17 protein-coding genes are annotated in these 15105 nt (G+C 60.4%); 7 read left to right on the forward strand and 10 right to left on the reverse strand.

Features of this window, described 5'->3' with window-relative positions:
* Nucleotides 1-40: 40 nt before the first annotated feature.
* The 5 genes from INS80_RS11365 to INS80_RS11385 form a co-directional block, all read right to left on the reverse strand.
* The gene (locus INS80_RS11365) at nt 41-670 is read right to left on the reverse strand and encodes an OmpA family protein (protein ID WP_192965748.1); all 630 of its coding nucleotides are present in this window, start codon (nt 668-670) and stop codon (nt 41-43) included.
* A gap of 20 nt (nt 671-690) precedes the next feature.
* Entirely contained in the window at nt 691-2097 is a 1407-nt protein-coding gene (locus INS80_RS11370) for a type II and III secretion system protein family protein (RefSeq protein WP_192965749.1), read from the reverse strand.
* A 228-nt stretch (nt 2098-2325) separates the two neighbouring features.
* The gene (gene cpaB / locus INS80_RS11375; protein ID WP_192965750.1) at nt 2326-3186 is read right to left on the reverse strand and encodes a Flp pilus assembly protein CpaB; all 861 of its coding nucleotides are present in this window, start codon (nt 3184-3186) and stop codon (nt 2326-2328) included.
* Nucleotides 3187-3295: 109 nt separating this feature from the next.
* Nucleotides 3296-3472: a hypothetical protein gene (locus INS80_RS11380; protein ID WP_192965751.1), complete on the reverse strand. Its 177-nt coding sequence runs from the start codon at nt 3470-3472 to the stop codon at nt 3296-3298.
* Between the two features lie 94 nt (nt 3473-3566).
* On the reverse strand, nt 3567-3752 hold the full coding sequence (locus tag INS80_RS11385; RefSeq protein ID WP_192965752.1) for a hypothetical protein: 186 nt from the start codon (nt 3750-3752) through the stop codon (nt 3567-3569).
* A 369-nt stretch (nt 3753-4121) separates the two neighbouring features.
* Between INS80_RS11385 and INS80_RS11390 the strand changes: the two genes are divergently transcribed.
* Complete coding sequence (locus tag INS80_RS11390; RefSeq protein ID WP_192965753.1) at nt 4122-4940, forward strand: lytic transglycosylase domain-containing protein; 819 nt, start codon at nt 4122-4124, stop codon at nt 4938-4940.
* 23 nt (nt 4941-4963) lie between these two features.
* On the opposite strand, the gene INS80_RS11395 is transcribed toward INS80_RS11390, so the two are convergent.
* Nucleotides 4964-5545, reverse strand: coding sequence for a TetR/AcrR family transcriptional regulator (locus INS80_RS11395; RefSeq protein WP_192965754.1), 582 nt, complete (start codon nt 5543-5545; stop codon nt 4964-4966).
* A gap of 217 nt (nt 5546-5762) precedes the next feature.
* Between INS80_RS11395 and INS80_RS11400 the strand changes: the two genes are divergently transcribed.
* From INS80_RS11400 to INS80_RS11425, 6 genes are all read left to right on the forward strand, one after another.
* Nucleotides 5763-5954 carry a hypothetical protein gene (locus INS80_RS11400; RefSeq protein WP_192965755.1) on the forward strand — a complete coding sequence of 64 codons (192 nt, stop codon included), beginning with the start codon at nt 5763-5765 and terminating at the stop codon, nt 5952-5954.
* Between the two features lie 112 nt (nt 5955-6066).
* Nucleotides 6067-6531, forward strand: a complete 465-nt coding sequence (locus INS80_RS11405; RefSeq protein ID WP_192965756.1) for a nuclear transport factor 2 family protein — start codon at nt 6067-6069, stop codon at nt 6529-6531.
* A 29-nt stretch (nt 6532-6560) separates the two neighbouring features.
* Nucleotides 6561-7175 (forward strand): pyridoxamine 5'-phosphate oxidase family protein, encoded by a 615-nt coding sequence (locus INS80_RS11410; protein ID WP_192965757.1) that lies wholly within the window; start codon nt 6561-6563, stop codon nt 7173-7175.
* A 32-nt stretch (nt 7176-7207) separates the two neighbouring features.
* Nucleotides 7208-7660 (forward strand): alpha/beta fold hydrolase, encoded by a 453-nt coding sequence (locus INS80_RS11415; protein ID WP_192965758.1) that lies wholly within the window; start codon nt 7208-7210, stop codon nt 7658-7660.
* A gap of 92 nt (nt 7661-7752) precedes the next feature.
* The gene (locus tag INS80_RS11420) at nt 7753-8601 is read left to right on the forward strand and encodes a PhzF family phenazine biosynthesis protein (protein ID WP_192965759.1); all 849 of its coding nucleotides are present in this window, start codon (nt 7753-7755) and stop codon (nt 8599-8601) included.
* Between the two features lie 113 nt (nt 8602-8714).
* On the forward strand, nt 8715-9044 hold the full coding sequence (locus INS80_RS11425) for a hypothetical protein (protein ID WP_192965760.1): 330 nt from the start codon (nt 8715-8717) through the stop codon (nt 9042-9044).
* A gap of 184 nt (nt 9045-9228) precedes the next feature.
* Here the strand turns inward: INS80_RS11425 and INS80_RS11430 are convergent, their stop codons facing one another.
* From INS80_RS11430 to dprA, 4 genes are all read right to left on the reverse strand, one after another.
* A complete protein-coding gene (locus tag INS80_RS11430) occupies nt 9229-9858 on the reverse strand; it encodes a 3-oxoacid CoA-transferase subunit B (RefSeq protein WP_192965761.1) in 630 nt (209 codons plus the stop codon).
* On the reverse strand, nt 9858-10580 hold the full coding sequence (locus tag INS80_RS11435) for a CoA transferase subunit A (protein ID WP_192965762.1): 723 nt from the start codon (nt 10578-10580) through the stop codon (nt 9858-9860). The genes INS80_RS11430 and INS80_RS11435 overlap by 1 nt, the downstream gene beginning before the upstream one ends.
* 364 nt (nt 10581-10944) lie before the next feature.
* A complete protein-coding gene (gene topA / locus INS80_RS11440; RefSeq protein WP_192965763.1) occupies nt 10945-13611 on the reverse strand; it encodes a type I DNA topoisomerase in 2667 nt (888 codons plus the stop codon).
* Between the two features lie 185 nt (nt 13612-13796).
* Nucleotides 13797-15002 (reverse strand): DNA-processing protein DprA, encoded by a 1206-nt coding sequence (gene dprA, locus INS80_RS11445; protein ID WP_192965764.1) that lies wholly within the window; start codon nt 15000-15002, stop codon nt 13797-13799.
* Nucleotides 15003-15105: the final 103 nt, after the last annotated feature.

Below are 15105 nucleotides of genomic sequence, written 5' to 3' on the forward strand. Positions count from 1 at the left end.
CCAATTGTAGGGAAAAGTTAAGAGGTTTTAGGAAGGAATTTTATTCCAAGGTGGATTGCAGGGATTGCTCCGCCGTCAGCGTCGTTGCCGGGACGGCACTTGCAAGATACTCACGATAGACGATCTGAGCGTACTTCCCGTCCAGGACAGTGGGATGACGCTTGAGGAAGCCGCTTACTTCGGTGACGGTGCGGCGGTTGCGTCTTTCGCGCTGCTGGGTGACGATCAGGGGCTGGGTTTCACCATAAGAGACAAGCGCTTCCAGGCGTGCCCGGCTGATGCCTTTGGAAACCAGGTAATTCACGGCGGCCTGGGCGCGCCGTTTGCCAAGGCGTTTGTTGTAGGCAGCGCTGCCAACGGCATCGGTGTGGCCATAGACACGGAAGCGCACCTCGGGGAACTGCTTGATCCAGTGAGCCTGACGATCCAGTGTCGCCCGTGCAGCGCCATCAAGGCGGGCACTGTCAAAATCGAAGGTGATGGTGGTCGGCACTTCCTCGGCAAAGCGACCCGCAAGTTGGATGGCATAGTCGCGCTCGCCGCTCATCACGGCGGCATTGTTCAGCGTGGAATGACCAAAGACATTGCTGGACAAAGGCTCCCCGGCTTCGCGGGTCGCGCAAGCGGCTGTAGTCAGCATAAGCGCCAAGGCAGCGGATTTCTTGATCATCGGCCCCATCTTCCTTCCGGTCAGTCCATTACGTAGCCATAGGAGCCGTTGAAGTCCTGCTTTGCAACCTCGCTTGCAGGGCCTGACCGGCTGCGTGCGGTGCGCCCGAACAGGAACAGATCCGCCTCGCTGGGTGGTTTGATACGGTCGGTGGGCAGGGCCAGCGCTTCGCCGCGCGTGGGCGTGACAAGATGGGCGCTGACGATGATGACCAACTCGGTCTGAGACCGCTGATAGTCGGCGCTGCGGAACAGAGCCCCCAGCACAGGTACGTCGCTGATCCAGGGCAACTGCGAGGCGTTGTCGAGGAATTCATCCTTGATCAAACCGGCGATTGCAAAGCTCTCTCCATCGCGCATTTCCACGGTGGTGGAGGTCTCCCGGCGCGAGAAGGCGTTGATCGACAGTCCGTTCAGCTCAAGCGTGTTGGTCGGATCAATAGCCGAGACCGCAGCTTTCAGTTCTAGGTTCACGATGTCCTCGTCCACCACGCGAGGGATGAAGTTCAGCTCGATACCGAAGGGTTTGAAATCGACCGTGATCAGCCCGTCTTCCTGAGCGACCGGAACCGGATATTCACCGCCCGCCAGGAACTTAGCCTCCTGCCCGGACAGGGCCGACAGGTTCGGCTCGGCCAGCGTGCGGACAACGCCTTTTTGCTCCAGAGCTTCCAGAAGCAGGCCGACCTGAACCGACCCGACGTTGAATCCAAACAGGATGGCGCCGGTATTGCTGTTGGCGTCAGGGATACTTCCGCCCAGTGCCCCGGTCAGCGCGGGCTGGTTGTTGAGTGTGTTTACCCCGCCATTGACACCAAAGCTGCTGCCACCATTCACCCCAAGTGATGAACTGAGCGACTTTGAAACGGAGCGCTGCATCTCGGCAAAGCGAACCTTCAGCATGACTTGCTGGACGCCGCCCACCGACATCAGGTTGCTGACGCGATCAGGGGCATAGCGTTCGGCCAAATCCAGCGCACGCTGCAAGCGCGCCGAGCTTGAAACGGTACCAGAGAGAACGATGCCGTCATTGGCGGTGCGTACTTCGATTTTTTCGCCGGGCAGGATCTGACGCAGACGTTCCTTGAATTCGCTGACATCGGCAGCCACGCGAACATCGACGTTCGTGATCAGTCGGCCAGAGGCATCCAGCAGGGTCAGCGTTGTCAGTCCGGGCGACTTGCCGAGCACATATATGGTGCGATCCGAAAGGGAGGAGATATCCGCGATGCTGGGATTGGCGATGCTGAGTTCCGCAAAGGGGACATCGCTCTCTACCACGACCGCGCGGTTCATTGGTACGTCCAAAGAGGCAGAGGCGCCTTTTTTGACAACGCGTACACCATTGGCCAAGGCTCCATCAGGAACCGCGACGCATACCAGCGAGAGCCCGGTCAGGGCCGCCGCAAGAAACCTTCGAAATGCCATGTGACCTGCCTTTCCGATCACGCCTCAACTTCGGGTCTTTTTGCCCGATATTTTGGAGCAGTGTGCGGCAATTCCCGAATTATTGCAAGAATCAAAGGCTGCAAAGGACAGAGAGTGGGGCTGGCACTGTGGGGCAGGGGCAACATCACATAAGAAACCGCCGCCCAACTGGGGGCGGCGGCATAGGGTCTGAAGCAGGTATAGAACAGGTTGCTCTGGCGGCGGCGATCAGTTCGAGCAGGGGATCGGGATCTCCACCACTTCAGCGCCGCGGCGGGTGCGGATGGTGCAGACACGTTCTTCTTGTGCCACGACCGGTGCTTCAACCGCGCTGAGGCCAAGCAGCTTGCGCTGGTCCACCTCGACCATGGCGGCAACCGTGTCATCCTCGGCGCCGACAAGCGCCAGAGAAAGCTTACCTGTGCTTTGCGCCTGGGCCAGCGCGGCCACCTGTTCGGGGCGCGCCGCTACGGTGACGGTGCGGGCAATGACTGCGCCGTCAATGTCGCCGCCGGCGCTCTGGTCGACGGCGATCAGTTCGACATTGGTCTCGATCAACCGTGTCACATCACCCTGAACCGCGACATTCGCTCCGCGGACTGCGCCGGTCCAGTAGACGTCGACGCGGTCGCCCGGCCGCAGAAACCCGGACACGCCCGATGCCACGTCGACCTTGATCGCAAAGGCCCGCATGCCGCGTGCAAGGCGTGAGGTGATGCCGGCATCTTCGCCCGGTGCGCTCACCTTGACGGTCAGCAGCGGTTCGTCCTTTTCCATGGTGCGCAGCACCACGCGAGGCTCATCAGAGCGCTCCGGCGGGAACAGCTCTTCGAGGCTGGTGAAGGCCCCTTCGGGTACCGACTCCTCTGGCCAGCGCACCTTGCGAACCGCTTCTTCCGTCAGGCGCTCACCATATTTCAGCTGCTTCGTTGCAACATAAACATCCGTGGTCGGAACAACTTCCGCACGGTTTGCCCGTTCGCGGGCCAATTCATTCTGATAGGCCGAGATGTAGTTCTTCGCCATCATAACGGCGCCACCGGCCAAGGCGACACCGACAATCAGCACGAGTCCGAAAACCGCACGCATTGTGGTACCTCTCATTCATCAAGTGCCGAACCCGCGTTTTGCGGACCCGGTTTCGTGGTAAGGCAGGGAGTACAGCACTCTGTCGTAGGTCAGGTGAGTGCAGCAGGCCTTAGCTGAAGGTCCAGTTGGCCATGTAGGCCATGAACGCATCCGCAAGTCCCATTGCCCCGTCTTGCATGGCCGAAGCGATCAGAACGCAAAGACCGATGATCGCTGCGGTCAGAACCACCCAATCAACCGTCACCGCGCCCTCATCCCTGGCGAGAAAGGTCCAGATCTTTTTCATCTTGGGTAGCTCTTTCAAACGGGTTTTGTGGGAAAAAGGGCCGCGCCTTTGTCACGAAAGGCGCGGCCCCAAAGCTTGTGCCTAAGTCAGGCTATTAGCCGTCGGTCGGAGTTTTGCCGGTCAGGTAGGTGCCGGTCGATGCCGTCAGGCTGCTCGCACCGGTCTGGATCGAGGTGTAGACTGCGCCAGCCAGAACGGCCACGGCTGCGGTCAGAACAACCCAGTCAACGGTCACGGCGCCGGAGTCGTCTTTGCGGAAGTTTTTGATGAACTTGATCATTGTGTCGTCCCTCCAAAGGATCTCTGAATTTGCATTATCCCGCCGTCCTCTGAGTGGGTCTGTCTCTCTCTCTCACCGACCCTGTCCGGCTTGGATGAATACATATAGCCGGGTGAGCGTGGCAGCATTTGGGCCGAAAACCGGAAAGGCTGCCAAATTTTAACGGTTTTTAAATAAACTTGTTAAGGCAATGATAATGCGCGCAAAAAGCGTTTACGGTTCGTAAACTGGCGTGGCATTTGGGCGGCATCGTCGGTGAAATATGGCGAATATGCCAGATTCTGAGGCTTAAGGCTGGATTTGAATCGCCATTTGGTCGAGTCTTTTGGGAAAAAGAGCAGACTCATACTCAGGCAAACAGGCCACTCCATGCCCTTATGTCGTTCAATTGTCGCCGGTGCGGCCGTTGTCTTTACGTTCATTGCCAGTTCCGTGGGGGCGGAGCAGGCACCAAAACCCTTTCCGGAGTTTGAGGCTAAGCGGGTCAAACCGCCAAAGCCTGGCACGTCGCAGCGCATCACCGTGCAAATCGCGCCGCCGCCTGCTCAGCCCGAAGTATCTGCCAAAGGGCCGGTCGGCGAGGATACACCTGAAAAGGGGCGTTATGCCTGGTTCTGGGACGAAATCCCGGCCGATCTTGCGGGCTCCAGCGGCGCAGTACGGCTTGAGCGAGCAATGACAGTATTGGGATCGCCACAAGGCGCAGGCGTTTCGGCGCCGCGCCTGCAAACCTTACAGGAAATCGTTGCGGCCCAGGGGGTGCCTATTCTTATGGCCAGCCTCGAGGCACAGGTGTCTCCTGCTTTGACCCTGGCTGTCATTGCCGTTGAAAGCGCCGGCAAGACCGATGCGGTAAGTGCCGCCGGGGCGCAGGGTCTGATGCAGCTGATGCCGGACACCGCCAGTCGATTTGGTGTGGCAGATGTCTTTGCCGCCCAGGAGAACATCGCGGGCGGCGTGCGATACCTCGACTGGCTTTTGCAGGAGTTCGATGGCGATCCAATTCTGGCGCTTGCTGGCTACAATGCGGGAGAGGGTGCCGTGCGGGACCATGCAGGCGTGCCACCTTTTGCGGAGACGCGGGACTACGTGCCAAAGGTGTTGGCCGCGTACCGCGTCGCGCGGGGTCTGTGCATGAGCCCGCCCGAGCTGATCACCGATGGCTGCGTGTTCCGTCAGGTGAAGTAAGCCCCATCGGGGTCAATGGGCAGTCACGATTTCTGGATGTGAAGTTCAATTAGTTTGCGCGCGGCTGCTTTTGCGTCGGCTGCCGGATCACCAGCCAGCCCCCCGCCGCGCGCCATCACGGCCGAAACGATAGCGCCCTCTTTCAATAGCAACAGCTGCCGGGCCAGATTGAGCGGCTCTTCGGCGCCTGCATCGGCAGCGAGCCCAACAAAGTGATCCTGCAGGAACTGCTTGTGCGCGGCGCTTTGCGCGTGGATCGGGTGGTTCACCTCCTGAAACTCTGCACTGGCCTTGATGAACATACAGCCACGGAATTCGGGCCTTTCGAACCATTCCGACAGAGCGTCGAACAGGGCCAGCAGCTGTCCTTCGGGAGTGTCTGCCAGCTCTTCGATGCGCCGATAAAGCCAGTTGCGAAAGTTTTCGTCCCGAAGGCGCAGGACTGCAAGGATCAGTTCTTCCTTGGTGCGAAAGTGCTTGTACATCGATGTTTTCGACACCCCGGTTTCCGCGACCAGCTTGTCCATGCCGGTGGCGTGAAACCCGTTACGATAGAAAACATCGAGGGCCTTTCGGACCAGCTCGTCTCTTTTGTTGGGGCGCATGATTCGTCTCTTTCTGTACCGATCTGTAAGTATTTCACATCATCAAAAAAGACAACTGCGACACAATAAAGTGAACAGTTTCAAAGCGCTGTGATGAATATCAGCAAGTCGTGATCAATGCATAACAAATCGTGATTTGTAAAATATTACCGATCTGTACAGTTTGATCGCAAGGATTACAGATCGGTACACTTACTTCCAGCACAGGAGACCTCGAATGAGACGATTGTTCCAACCCATGCGCTCGCCCCTTGGTCCCTTCGTGCTGACTGCTGCCATTGCGGTGGCCCAGTTCGCGCCATCCGCACAAGCGGTTCTGGATGCTCAGGAGCGCAAACGCCCTGTCCATTTAGCGAACATGGCAGGCGCCTTGCCCGAGGGCGCCCCCATGCGGGTGGCCGCCAACTGACCGGCAGTTGCCCCCTCCATCCCGGCCTGGCCTCCAGTGGTCTCCCCAAATATCGCACAGGCCGGGGTGGCTTTTTTCCCCTCCTACGGTCTTCATAGAAAGGACCTCCTTCATGTCCCGTCCTCCCTTGCCTCCGTTTGACGCAGATAGTGCCGCCAAAAAGGTGCGTCTGGCCGAAGATGCCTGGAACACGCGTGATCCCGAGATCGTGGCGCCTGCATATACAGATGACTGCCCCTGGCGAAACCGCGCCGAGTTCGTGACCGGCCAAGAGGAAATTCGCGGGCTTTTGACCCGCAAATGGGGGCGGGAGCTGAACTACCGGCTGATCAAGGAGCTTTGGGCTCATACCGAGAACCGCATCGCTGTGCGCTTTGCCTATGAATGGCAGGACGACAGCGGCCAGTGGTACCGTTCTTACGGGAACGAGAACTGGGAGTTCGCCGCCGATGGCCGCATGCAGCGGCGCATCGCCTCAATCAACGACCTGCCGATCCGCGACGAGGACCGCCTGTTCCATTGGCCCCTGGGGCGCCGCCCCGACGATCATCCGGGCCTGTCCGATCTCGGCCTTTGACACAATTCCAATAGAAAGCGAACCCAACGATGCCCCGTGCCTTTGCAGAGATTGCCTTTACCCCCGCCGTACGTACCCATCAGGAGCGCATGGGATCGGCGCGCTCTTACGGGCGTTTCCTTGAAACCCCGGACCGCTCCGGCGACCGGATCGGCATCAATGAGGCGGCCTTCATCGCGGATCGCGATGGGTTCTACCAGGCGACCGTATCCGAAACCGGCTGGCCTTATGTGCAGTTCCGGGGCGGGCCGCGCGGCTTTCTCAAGGTGCTCGACGAGAAGACCATTGCCTATGCGGATTTCAGTGGCAACCGGCAGTATGTCTCGCTCGGAAACCTCACCGAGAACGCGCGAATCTCGCTGATCCTGATGGATTACCCGAACCGGCGGCGGCTCAAGATCTGGGGCACGGTCGAGGTGGTGGAAGGCGCCGAAGCCGCCGACAGCCTGTTTCCTTCTGGCGCGGACGCAATCCCCGAACGGGCCATCCTGATCCGTATCGAGGCCTTCGACTGGAACTGTCCCCGTCACATCCCCGAGCGCCTGACGCTGGAGGAACTGGAACCCCACCTTGCGCCGCTGCGTAAGCAACTGGCTGAGCTGCAAGCCGAGAACGCGCGGCTGAAAGCGGCGCAGCCCGCGTGACAGTACCGTGCCCTCCCGAAAAGGAAACTGACATGACGTCCGATTTGACCCATACCCTGAATGCGGCTCTTGTGGCTGGAGCCCTAGCTCTTTCTGCCATGCCCGGCAGCGGGCAGGCGAACTCCAAGTCAGATGTGAGTTTTGACGCCCTGCAAATCGAGGGGCTGAACATCGCCTACCGCGAGGCCGGCGATCTGGCGAACCCTACGGTGTTGCTGCTGCATGGCTTTCCCACCTCCGCGCATATGTTCCGAGAGCTGATCCCGGTGTTGGCCGAGCAGTACCATGTCATCGCCCCCGACTATCCCGGTTTTGGTGCCTCTGACATGCCGGATGCGGCAGAGTATGAGTATAGCTTTGCCTATAGTGCCAAGCTGATGACCGCCTTTACAAGCAGGACCTCAATGATCTGGCGTTCCACCTGCTGGACACGGGCCATTTCGCCCTCGAAGAATATGGTGATGAGATCGCAGGCAAAATGCTGACCTTCCTGGATCGCATCAACGACTGATATCGGGAGGGGCGCCGTCATAGATTTCTGCGCCCCGACGCACGTCCTAATGAAGAGGAACGCATCATGGAAAACCACCCGAACGTCGACCGCGTGGCGGCTTTCTCCAATGGCCTGGAAGGCGGCAATCCGGCGGGTGTTGTGATTGCCGAGCAGATGCCGAGCGAAGCCGAGATGCAGCGCATCGCCGCCGATGTGGGATATTCGGAAACGGCCTTTGCGGCGCCAACCGGTGATGACAGCGGATCATGGCGCGTTCGTTATTTTGCCCCCAGCACCGAGGTTGCCTTTTGCGGCCATGCCACCATCGCGCTGGGCGCGCGGCTTGCGGCGCGCTTTGGCGGCGGGACCTATCCATTGGTGCTGAACGACGGGCGCATCACGGTCGAAAGCGATGCGGCGGGTGACCTTTCACGGGCTGCGCTGATGTCTCCGCCAACCAAAAGCGGGCCAGTTGCGGCTGAACTGCTCGCGGAGGCGCTGGCGCTTTTTGGCCTTGATGCCTCTGATCTGGATCTTGCGCTGCCTCCGTCCATTGCCAATGCAGGGAATGACCATCTGGTGCTGGCCTTGGCGGATCGCGCGCGGCTTGCCGCCATGGGCTATGACCTGAGGGCGGGTGCGGAGCTGATGCAGGCGCATGGGCTGACCACAATTAACCTGATCTGGGCTGAGAGCCCACGCCTGTTCCACAGCCGCAACGCCTTTGCCGTCGGCGGCGTTCTGGAGGACCCCGCAACCGGCGCGGCAGCGGCAGCGCTGGCAGGCTATATGCGCGACGCAGGCTGGCCCCACGGCGGCGCTATCGACATCGTTCAGGGGGAGGATATGGGCGCCAAATCGCTGCTGCGGGCCGAGATCTCTGATACCCCCGGCGCAAGCATACGGGTTTCCGGGACCGCCAGGGTCATCTGAAGCGCAACAGAAACAACACCCGGGGCGCAGGTCTGCGGCTGTGCCCTCTGAATGCCTCCGATGGGCGATTTCCTCCTGTGCAGTCTGGTGCCTTTGGCTTTTGTGGACCCAATATGGTTTGGGTTGCGCCTTTCATCAGTCTGTTTCTGCTCATCGCCGGGTCAGCCTGGGCGCATGCCCCGTATTACACCGAAGTGCAGCGTATCGCGGCCCCGGACGGCACGGCCTACGAGCTGAAACTTCTGCATGGGGATAGGTGGGTGTTTGGCGGAGTTCCGGTGCGGGCCGTTGTCGTGGACCGGGATTGTCTCGCTGCTGACACTGACGTTCTGGCGCATACGGCAACCGGACTTCTGGGGTGCGAAATCAGTTATATGGGCGGCGCTGCGCCTCGGCGCGGCGGCCGGTCTGCTTTACGTCACGGCTATGGCATGGATGTTTGATCCATACTCGCCATATCTCGCAGGGTTCTTTGCGGTATCCGGCATGATGTGTGCTCTTGTCCTGACCCGTCCACGACAGCATGCGCAAGAGGGTGAGGACCCCGCCGGGGACTGAACATTCGACGCAAAAAGGCCCGCCTCTATTACCGGGCGGGCCTTTTCATATTCTGCTGCGTGGCTGCGATCAGTCGACGATTGTCGCTTCGGTTGCGGCGCGCAGCTCTTCCTCGGTGACGCCATCGGCCAGCTCAACGATCTTGAGGCCACCCTCGACCACGTCGAGAACGCCCAGACCGGTGATGATCCGGTCCACAACGCCCTTGCCGGTCAGCGGCAGGGTGCAGGCCTTCAGAACCTTGCTGTCGCCGTGCTTGTTGGTGTGGTCCATGACCACGACCACGCGGCCGACACCTGCGACCAGATCCATCGCGCCGCCCATGCCCTTGACCAGCTTGCCGGGGATCATCCAGTTTGCAAGGTCGCCGTTCTCGGCCACTTCCATCGCGCCCAGGATTGCCATGGCGATCTTGCCGCCGCGGATCATCGCGAAAGACTGCGCGCTATCGAAATAGGCGGTCTGCGGCAGTTCGGTGATGGTCTGCTTGCCGGCGTTGATCAGGTCAGGATCCTCTTCGCCCTCGATGGGGAAGGGGCCCATGCCCAGCATGCCATTCTCCGACTGCAGCGTCACCTCGACGCCTTCCGGGATGTAGTTGGACACCAGCGTCGGGATACCGATGCCGAGGTTCACATACCAGCCGTCCTGCAGCTCTTGCGCCGCGCGGGCGGCCATCTGATTGCGGTCCCAAGGCATTATGCGGTCTCCTTCTGACGGACGGTGCGCTGCTCAATACGCTTTTCGTGCTCGCCTTTGATGATGCGGTGCACGTAGATGCCGGGCAGGTGGATGTGATCGGGGTCCAGGCTGCCGGTGGGCACGATTTCCTCGACCTCGACCACGCAAACCTTGCCGCAGGTGGCGGCGGGCACGTTGAAGTTGCGCGCGGTCTTGCGGAACACCAAATTGCCGGTTTCATCCGCTTTCCAGGCCTTCACAATCGCCAGATCCGCGAAGATACCGTTTTCCATGATGTAAGTTTCCATGGCGCCATCAGGGCCGGTGGGGAAATCCTTGTGCTCTTTGCCTTCGGCGATCACGGTGCCCACGCCGGTCTTGGTGTAGAAGCCGGGGATACCGGCGCCGCCTGCGCGCATGCGCTCGGCCAGGGTGCCTTGGGGATTGAATTCAAGCTCCAGCTCACCCGAAAGGTACTGGCGCATGAATTCGGCGTTCTCGCCCACGTAAGAGGAGATCATCTTTTTGACCTGCTTGGTCTGCAACAGGATGCCGATGCCGAAATCGTCAACGCCCGCATTGTTGGAGGCAAAGGTCAGATCCTTGGTGCCAGCGTCCTTGATTGCGTCCAGCAGAAGCTCTGGAATGCCGCAGAGGCCGAAGCCGCCTGCCGCGATGAACATGCCGTCATGAAGCAGCCCGTCAAGCGCTTCGGCGGCGTTGGAATAGACTTTTTTCACGGAGTTCTCCCTAAACTGCCAATTGGCAGGGTTCTGCGCTTCGGACCGGGCAGAGTCAAGAATACGGAGAGAAACGCGTATTTCTACGGAGAGCAGTTTTTCGTGAGAGGGCCGGAAAATAGGGGTGGGGGAGTGCTCCCGCGACTTTGCGGCGCATTGGCAGAGCCAATGCGCCACGCTGGCTTGGGCCCGGCGCCGCTGGCGCGGCGCGGTTGCGATCACGGCACGCCCATTGCACCACATCCACGCCGCGCCAGCGGCGCCGGGCCCAACGGAAAGGGTACATTCTGAGAATGTGCGCCGAACCGGCGGGAGCCGCCCGCTTCTGGCTCGGTGGAGCCTTGCCGCTGGTACGACCTCTGGCTTAGCTGGCGTCAGAGGCCTTCTTCGTGGTTTTCTTCGCCGCCGTCTTCTTGGCCGCGGTCTTTTTCCCGGCAGCCTTCTTGGCAGGAGCCTTTTTCTTGGACTTCCCAGCTTTCTCGGTAATCAGCTGAACTGCCATTTCCATGGTGACGTCCTTGGGTTCCACGTCCTTGGGCAGGGTGGCGTTGACCTTTTCCCATTTGACATAAGGCCCGTAGCGCCCATCCATGATGCTGACGGCGCCACCGCTTTCGGGGTGTTCGCCCAGTTCTTTGAGCGCCTTGGCGGCTGCACGACGGCCACGTCCGGGGTTGGCGCGTTTTTCGGCCAGCATTTCCACTGCACGGTTCATGCCAATCTCGAAGACGTCCAGCGTTTCCTTGAGGTTCACATAGACCGGCTTTTCCTCGTCCGGGCGCTGGTGGGCAATATAGGGGCCAAAGCGGCCCAGGTTCGACTGGATCACGCCACCATCCGGATGCTGACCGATCTCACGCGGCAGGGTCAGAAGGGTGACCGCCTGCTCCAGCCCGATCTCATTGGGCCCCCAACCGGGCAGGAAATCCTTGCCCTGTTTCGGCAGCGAAGAGCGCGGCGGTTTCTTGTTTTCGGGCGTGGCTTCGCCGCGCTGCACGTAGGGCCCGAACCGGCCTGATTTCAGGTGGATCTCATCGCCGTCATCCTCGCCCAGGATCCGCTCGTACCCTTCGGCACCCTCGCCCGAAATTGGACGGGTGTAGTTGCACTCGGGGTAGTTGCCACAGCCCACGAAACCACCTGTGCGCGAGGTCTTGAGGTGCAGCTGGCCAGCGCCGCATTTGGGACAGATGCGCGGGTCCGTGCCATCCTCGCGCGGCGGGTAAAGCTGCGGCGCCAGCGCGTCATCCAGCACATCCAGTACCTCGGTGATCCTCAGGTCCGAGGTCTCGGCAATTGCGGCCGAGAAATCGCGCCAGAAACTGCCCAGGAGATCCTTGTAATCGGCTTCACCGGCGCTGACGTCATCCAGCTGTTCTTCCAATGCGGCGGTGAAATCGTATTCCACGTAGCGTTTGAAGAAGTTCAAGAGGAAGATGGTCACGATCCGGCCCTTATCCTCGGGGAAGAGGCGGTTCTTCTCCTTGCGGACATATTCGCGGTCCTGGATCGTGGTGATGACGCTGGCATAGGTCGAGGGGCGGCCAATGCCCAGCTCTTCCATCTTTTTGACGAGCGTTGCTTCGGTATAGCGCGGCGGCGGCTGGGTGTGGTGCTGCAGGCCCAGAACGGCGGCGTTCTCCGACAGTATCGCAGCATCCTTGCCCGCTTTTTCCGCCTGCGCCGCCAGCGAGGAGGCAAAACTGATGCCTTCGCCGTTCATAATCTGCGGCAGGCGCTTGTCATCCTCGTCCACCACATCGTCGCGTCCCTCCTCGTAGACGCGCATGAAGCCATCAAACAGCACAACTTGCCCTGTGGCACGCAGCACAACCTGGCCGTCACCCGAGCCAATATCGACAGTGGTGCGCTCCATCCGGGCGCCTTCCATCTGGCAGGCGAGGGTGCGTTTCCAGATCAGATCGTAAAGCCTGCGCTGATCCTCTTCGCTGACCTTCAGGCTTTTTGCATCGCGGCTCATATCCGTGGGGCGGATACATTCATGCGCTTCCTGAGCGTTCTTGGCTTTGTTCTTGTAGATGCGGGGCGAGCCCGGCACGTATTCGGCGCCATAGCGGGTTTCGATCTCGGCTCGGGCGTCCTGAACGGCCTCGGGCGCCATGTCGATGCCATCGGTCCGCATGTAGGTGATATATCCAGCCTCATAGAGCCGCTGGGCTGCATTCATGCACTGGCGTGCACCCATGCCAAACTTGCGGCTGGCCTCCTGCTGCAGCGTAGAGGTCATGAAGGGCGCCGACGGGTTGCGGGAGGCGGGTTTCGCCTCGACCGATTGTACCTTCAGATCACGGCTGGCCACCGCTTGCACCGCCAGTTCGGCAGCGGTGGAGTTGGCCAGGTCGTACTTATCCAGTTTGTCACCGCCCAGAACCGTCAGGCGGGCCTCGAACTCCTGCCCGCGCGGCGTGGCAAGCTGGGCCTTCACCGACCAGTATTCGCGGGGGTTGAAGGCTTCGATCTCCATCTCGCGCTCGACGATCAGGCGCAGGCAGACAGACTGCACCCGGCCGGCTGAACGCGCGCCGGGCAGCTTGCGCCACAGAACGGGGGAGAGATTGAAGCCCACGAGGTAATCAAGGGCGCGGCGGGCCAGATAGGCCTCCACCAGCGGCATATCCACCTGGCGCGGGTTCTTCATCGCCTCGGCGACGGCTTCCTTGGTGATCGCGTTGAAGGTCACGCGGCTGACCGGGGTGTCTTTCTTGATCGAGCGACGCTTGGTCAGCGCCTCCTGCAAGTGCCAGCTGATCGCTTCTCCCTCGCGATCGGGGTCGGTCGCGAGAATCAGAGCGTTGTCTTCTTTCAGCGCATCAGCGATCGCCTTGACGTGCTTGCGGCTGTCGTTTCCAACCTCCCACTTCATGTCGAAATCATGCTCGGTGTCCACTGACCCATCCTTTGGCGGCAGGTCGCGTACATGGCCATAAGACGCCAGAACGGTGTAGTCAGAGCCAAGGTATTTGTTGATTGTTTTTGCTTTGGCTGGGGATTCGACGACAACGACTGGCATTTATAATGGAACCTTTTGGTGGGCGGATATAGCGCGCTCTATGGCGGGGCAACATGTGGCGTGCAAGGGGAGAATGTCAATGCGCGGGCTTTGGGCGTGCTGTCTGCGCAGGCTTTGTGGCGCGTTGACGGCCTTGTGCTGACCGATTGGGCGCTGCGTATTGCCCGGGGACGCATGGCGGGGAATCAGTCATCCTTTCGGACGACTGGGCGGCTGAGCAACCCGCCGGGTAACCTGTCTACGGAGCCATCCAGTTCCAGTTCCGTCAGAACCGTTGAGAGTTCCCTTGGAGCGATCGCCAGATCCCGCAACAACTGATCTTCAGGGGTTGGAGAGGGGCCGAGGCGGGCGAGGACCTGCTGATGGAGCGCGGCGGTCTCGCGCAGGCTGCGGCGCTGTGGCGGTGGAGACGGGAGGTGTGCGAGTACTTCTTTCGCGCTTTGAGCGGCGCTCGTTCCTCGTGTATCAGCCGGTTCAGAGCGCAGCGTGACATGGGGGGGCGTGGGGAGCGCAGTGATCACGTCTTCGGCGTTACGGACAAGCTGGGCACCTTCACGGATCAGCATATTGCAACCGGAAGCGCGCGCATCGAAGGGGTGGCCGGGAACTGCCAGAACCTCGCGGCCCATATCCAGAGCATCGCGGGCAGTGATCAGCGTGCCGGACTTTGCTGCGGCCTCGACCACAACGACGGCCTGCGCTAGACCGGCGATAATGCGGTTGCGTTTGGGAAAGTGGCGGGCCTTGGGGGGCAGGCCCATGGGTTGCTCGGAGAGCAAAACACCCTTTTCGCGTATCTGGTCGGCCAGGCGGGCGTTCTCGGCGGGATAGATCACATCAACACCTCCGGCTAGGACAGCAACGGTCCCAGAGACAAGGGATCCGTCATGGGCCGCCGTGTCGACACCTCGGGCAAGACCGGAGACCACCTTATAGCCTTTGGCCCCTAGATCGTGCGCCAGAGCGCGCGCCATTCGGATGCCAAGCGAAGAAGCGTTGCGAGCGCCGACAACCGCGATCATCGGGCGGTTCAGCATATCGAGATCGCCAATTGCCCAAAGTGCTGGCGGGGGATCTTTCATCTGCGCAAGGGCGGCAGGATATTCGGGTGTGCCAAAGCACAAAAGCCGCGCTTTGGCGGCTTTTGCGACTTCCATTTCGGCGTCCACCGCTTCAGCAGGGCATATTTCATACCCCTTTATGCCAGCGGAACGTGCCATTTTAGGCAACGCTGTCAGCGCATTCTGCGCTGAACCATGTTGAGAGAGCAGCCGGTAAAAGGTCGCCGGTCCAACCCGTCTGGAGCGCAAAAGGCGAAGCCACGTAAACTGCAGATCTTCCGTGGTGGGTGGGAGTGGGGGGTGAGTGGAAGAATGTGCTTCTTCAGTCATCCGTAACTCCGCCTGTTTGCATCCTTAGAATTAACCTTAGGGGGTTAACAGGTGGTGAATAGACTCAAATTTTTCAGGCTTTTTCCCCAAATGGACAAGGTGA

The organism is Phycobacter azelaicus (assembly GCF_014884385.1).
Classification (GTDB): Bacteria; Pseudomonadota; Alphaproteobacteria; order Rhodobacterales; family Rhodobacteraceae; genus Phycobacter; species Phycobacter azelaicus.

Excerpts from the sequence above, each read along its gene's own strand:
- INS80_RS11405 (WP_192965756.1), top strand. The coding sequence starts at position 6,067 with ATGTCCCGTCCTCCCTTGCCTCCGTTTGACGCAGATAGTGCCGCCAAA.
- INS80_RS11390 (WP_192965753.1), top strand. The coding sequence starts at position 4,122 with ATGCCCTTATGTCGTTCAATTGTCGCCGGTGCGGCCGTTGTCTTTACG.
- topA (WP_192965763.1), bottom strand. The coding sequence starts at position 13,611 with ATGCCAGTCGTTGTCGTCGAATCCCCAGCCAAAGCAAAAACAATCAAC.
- INS80_RS11415 (WP_192965758.1), top strand. The coding sequence starts at position 7,208 with ATGACGTCCGATTTGACCCATACCCTGAATGCGGCTCTTGTGGCTGGA.
- INS80_RS11400 (WP_192965755.1), top strand. The coding sequence starts at position 5,763 with ATGAGACGATTGTTCCAACCCATGCGCTCGCCCCTTGGTCCCTTCGTG.
- dprA (WP_192965764.1), bottom strand. The coding sequence starts at position 15,002 with ATGACTGAAGAAGCACATTCTTCCACTCACCCCCCACTCCCACCCACC.
- INS80_RS11395 (WP_192965754.1), bottom strand. The coding sequence starts at position 5,545 with ATGCGCCCCAACAAAAGAGACGAGCTGGTCCGAAAGGCCCTCGATGTT.
- INS80_RS11370 (WP_192965749.1), bottom strand. The coding sequence starts at position 2,097 with ATGGCATTTCGAAGGTTTCTTGCGGCGGCCCTGACCGGGCTCTCGCTG.
- INS80_RS11430 (WP_192965761.1), bottom strand. The coding sequence starts at position 9,858 with ATGCCTTGGGACCGCAATCAGATGGCCGCCCGCGCGGCGCAAGAGCTG.
- INS80_RS11380 (WP_192965751.1), bottom strand. The coding sequence starts at position 3,472 with ATGAAAAAGATCTGGACCTTTCTCGCCAGGGATGAGGGCGCGGTGACG.
- INS80_RS11365 (WP_192965748.1), bottom strand. The coding sequence starts at position 670 with ATGATCAAGAAATCCGCTGCCTTGGCGCTTATGCTGACTACAGCCGCT.
- INS80_RS11420 (WP_192965759.1), top strand. The coding sequence starts at position 7,753 with ATGGAAAACCACCCGAACGTCGACCGCGTGGCGGCTTTCTCCAATGGC.
- INS80_RS11385 (WP_192965752.1), bottom strand. The coding sequence starts at position 3,752 with ATGATCAAGTTCATCAAAAACTTCCGCAAAGACGACTCCGGCGCCGTG.
- INS80_RS11410 (WP_192965757.1), top strand. The coding sequence starts at position 6,561 with ATGCCCCGTGCCTTTGCAGAGATTGCCTTTACCCCCGCCGTACGTACC.
- INS80_RS11425 (WP_192965760.1), top strand. The coding sequence starts at position 8,715 with ATGGTTTGGGTTGCGCCTTTCATCAGTCTGTTTCTGCTCATCGCCGGG.
- cpaB (WP_192965750.1), bottom strand. The coding sequence starts at position 3,186 with ATGCGTGCGGTTTTCGGACTCGTGCTGATTGTCGGTGTCGCCTTGGCC.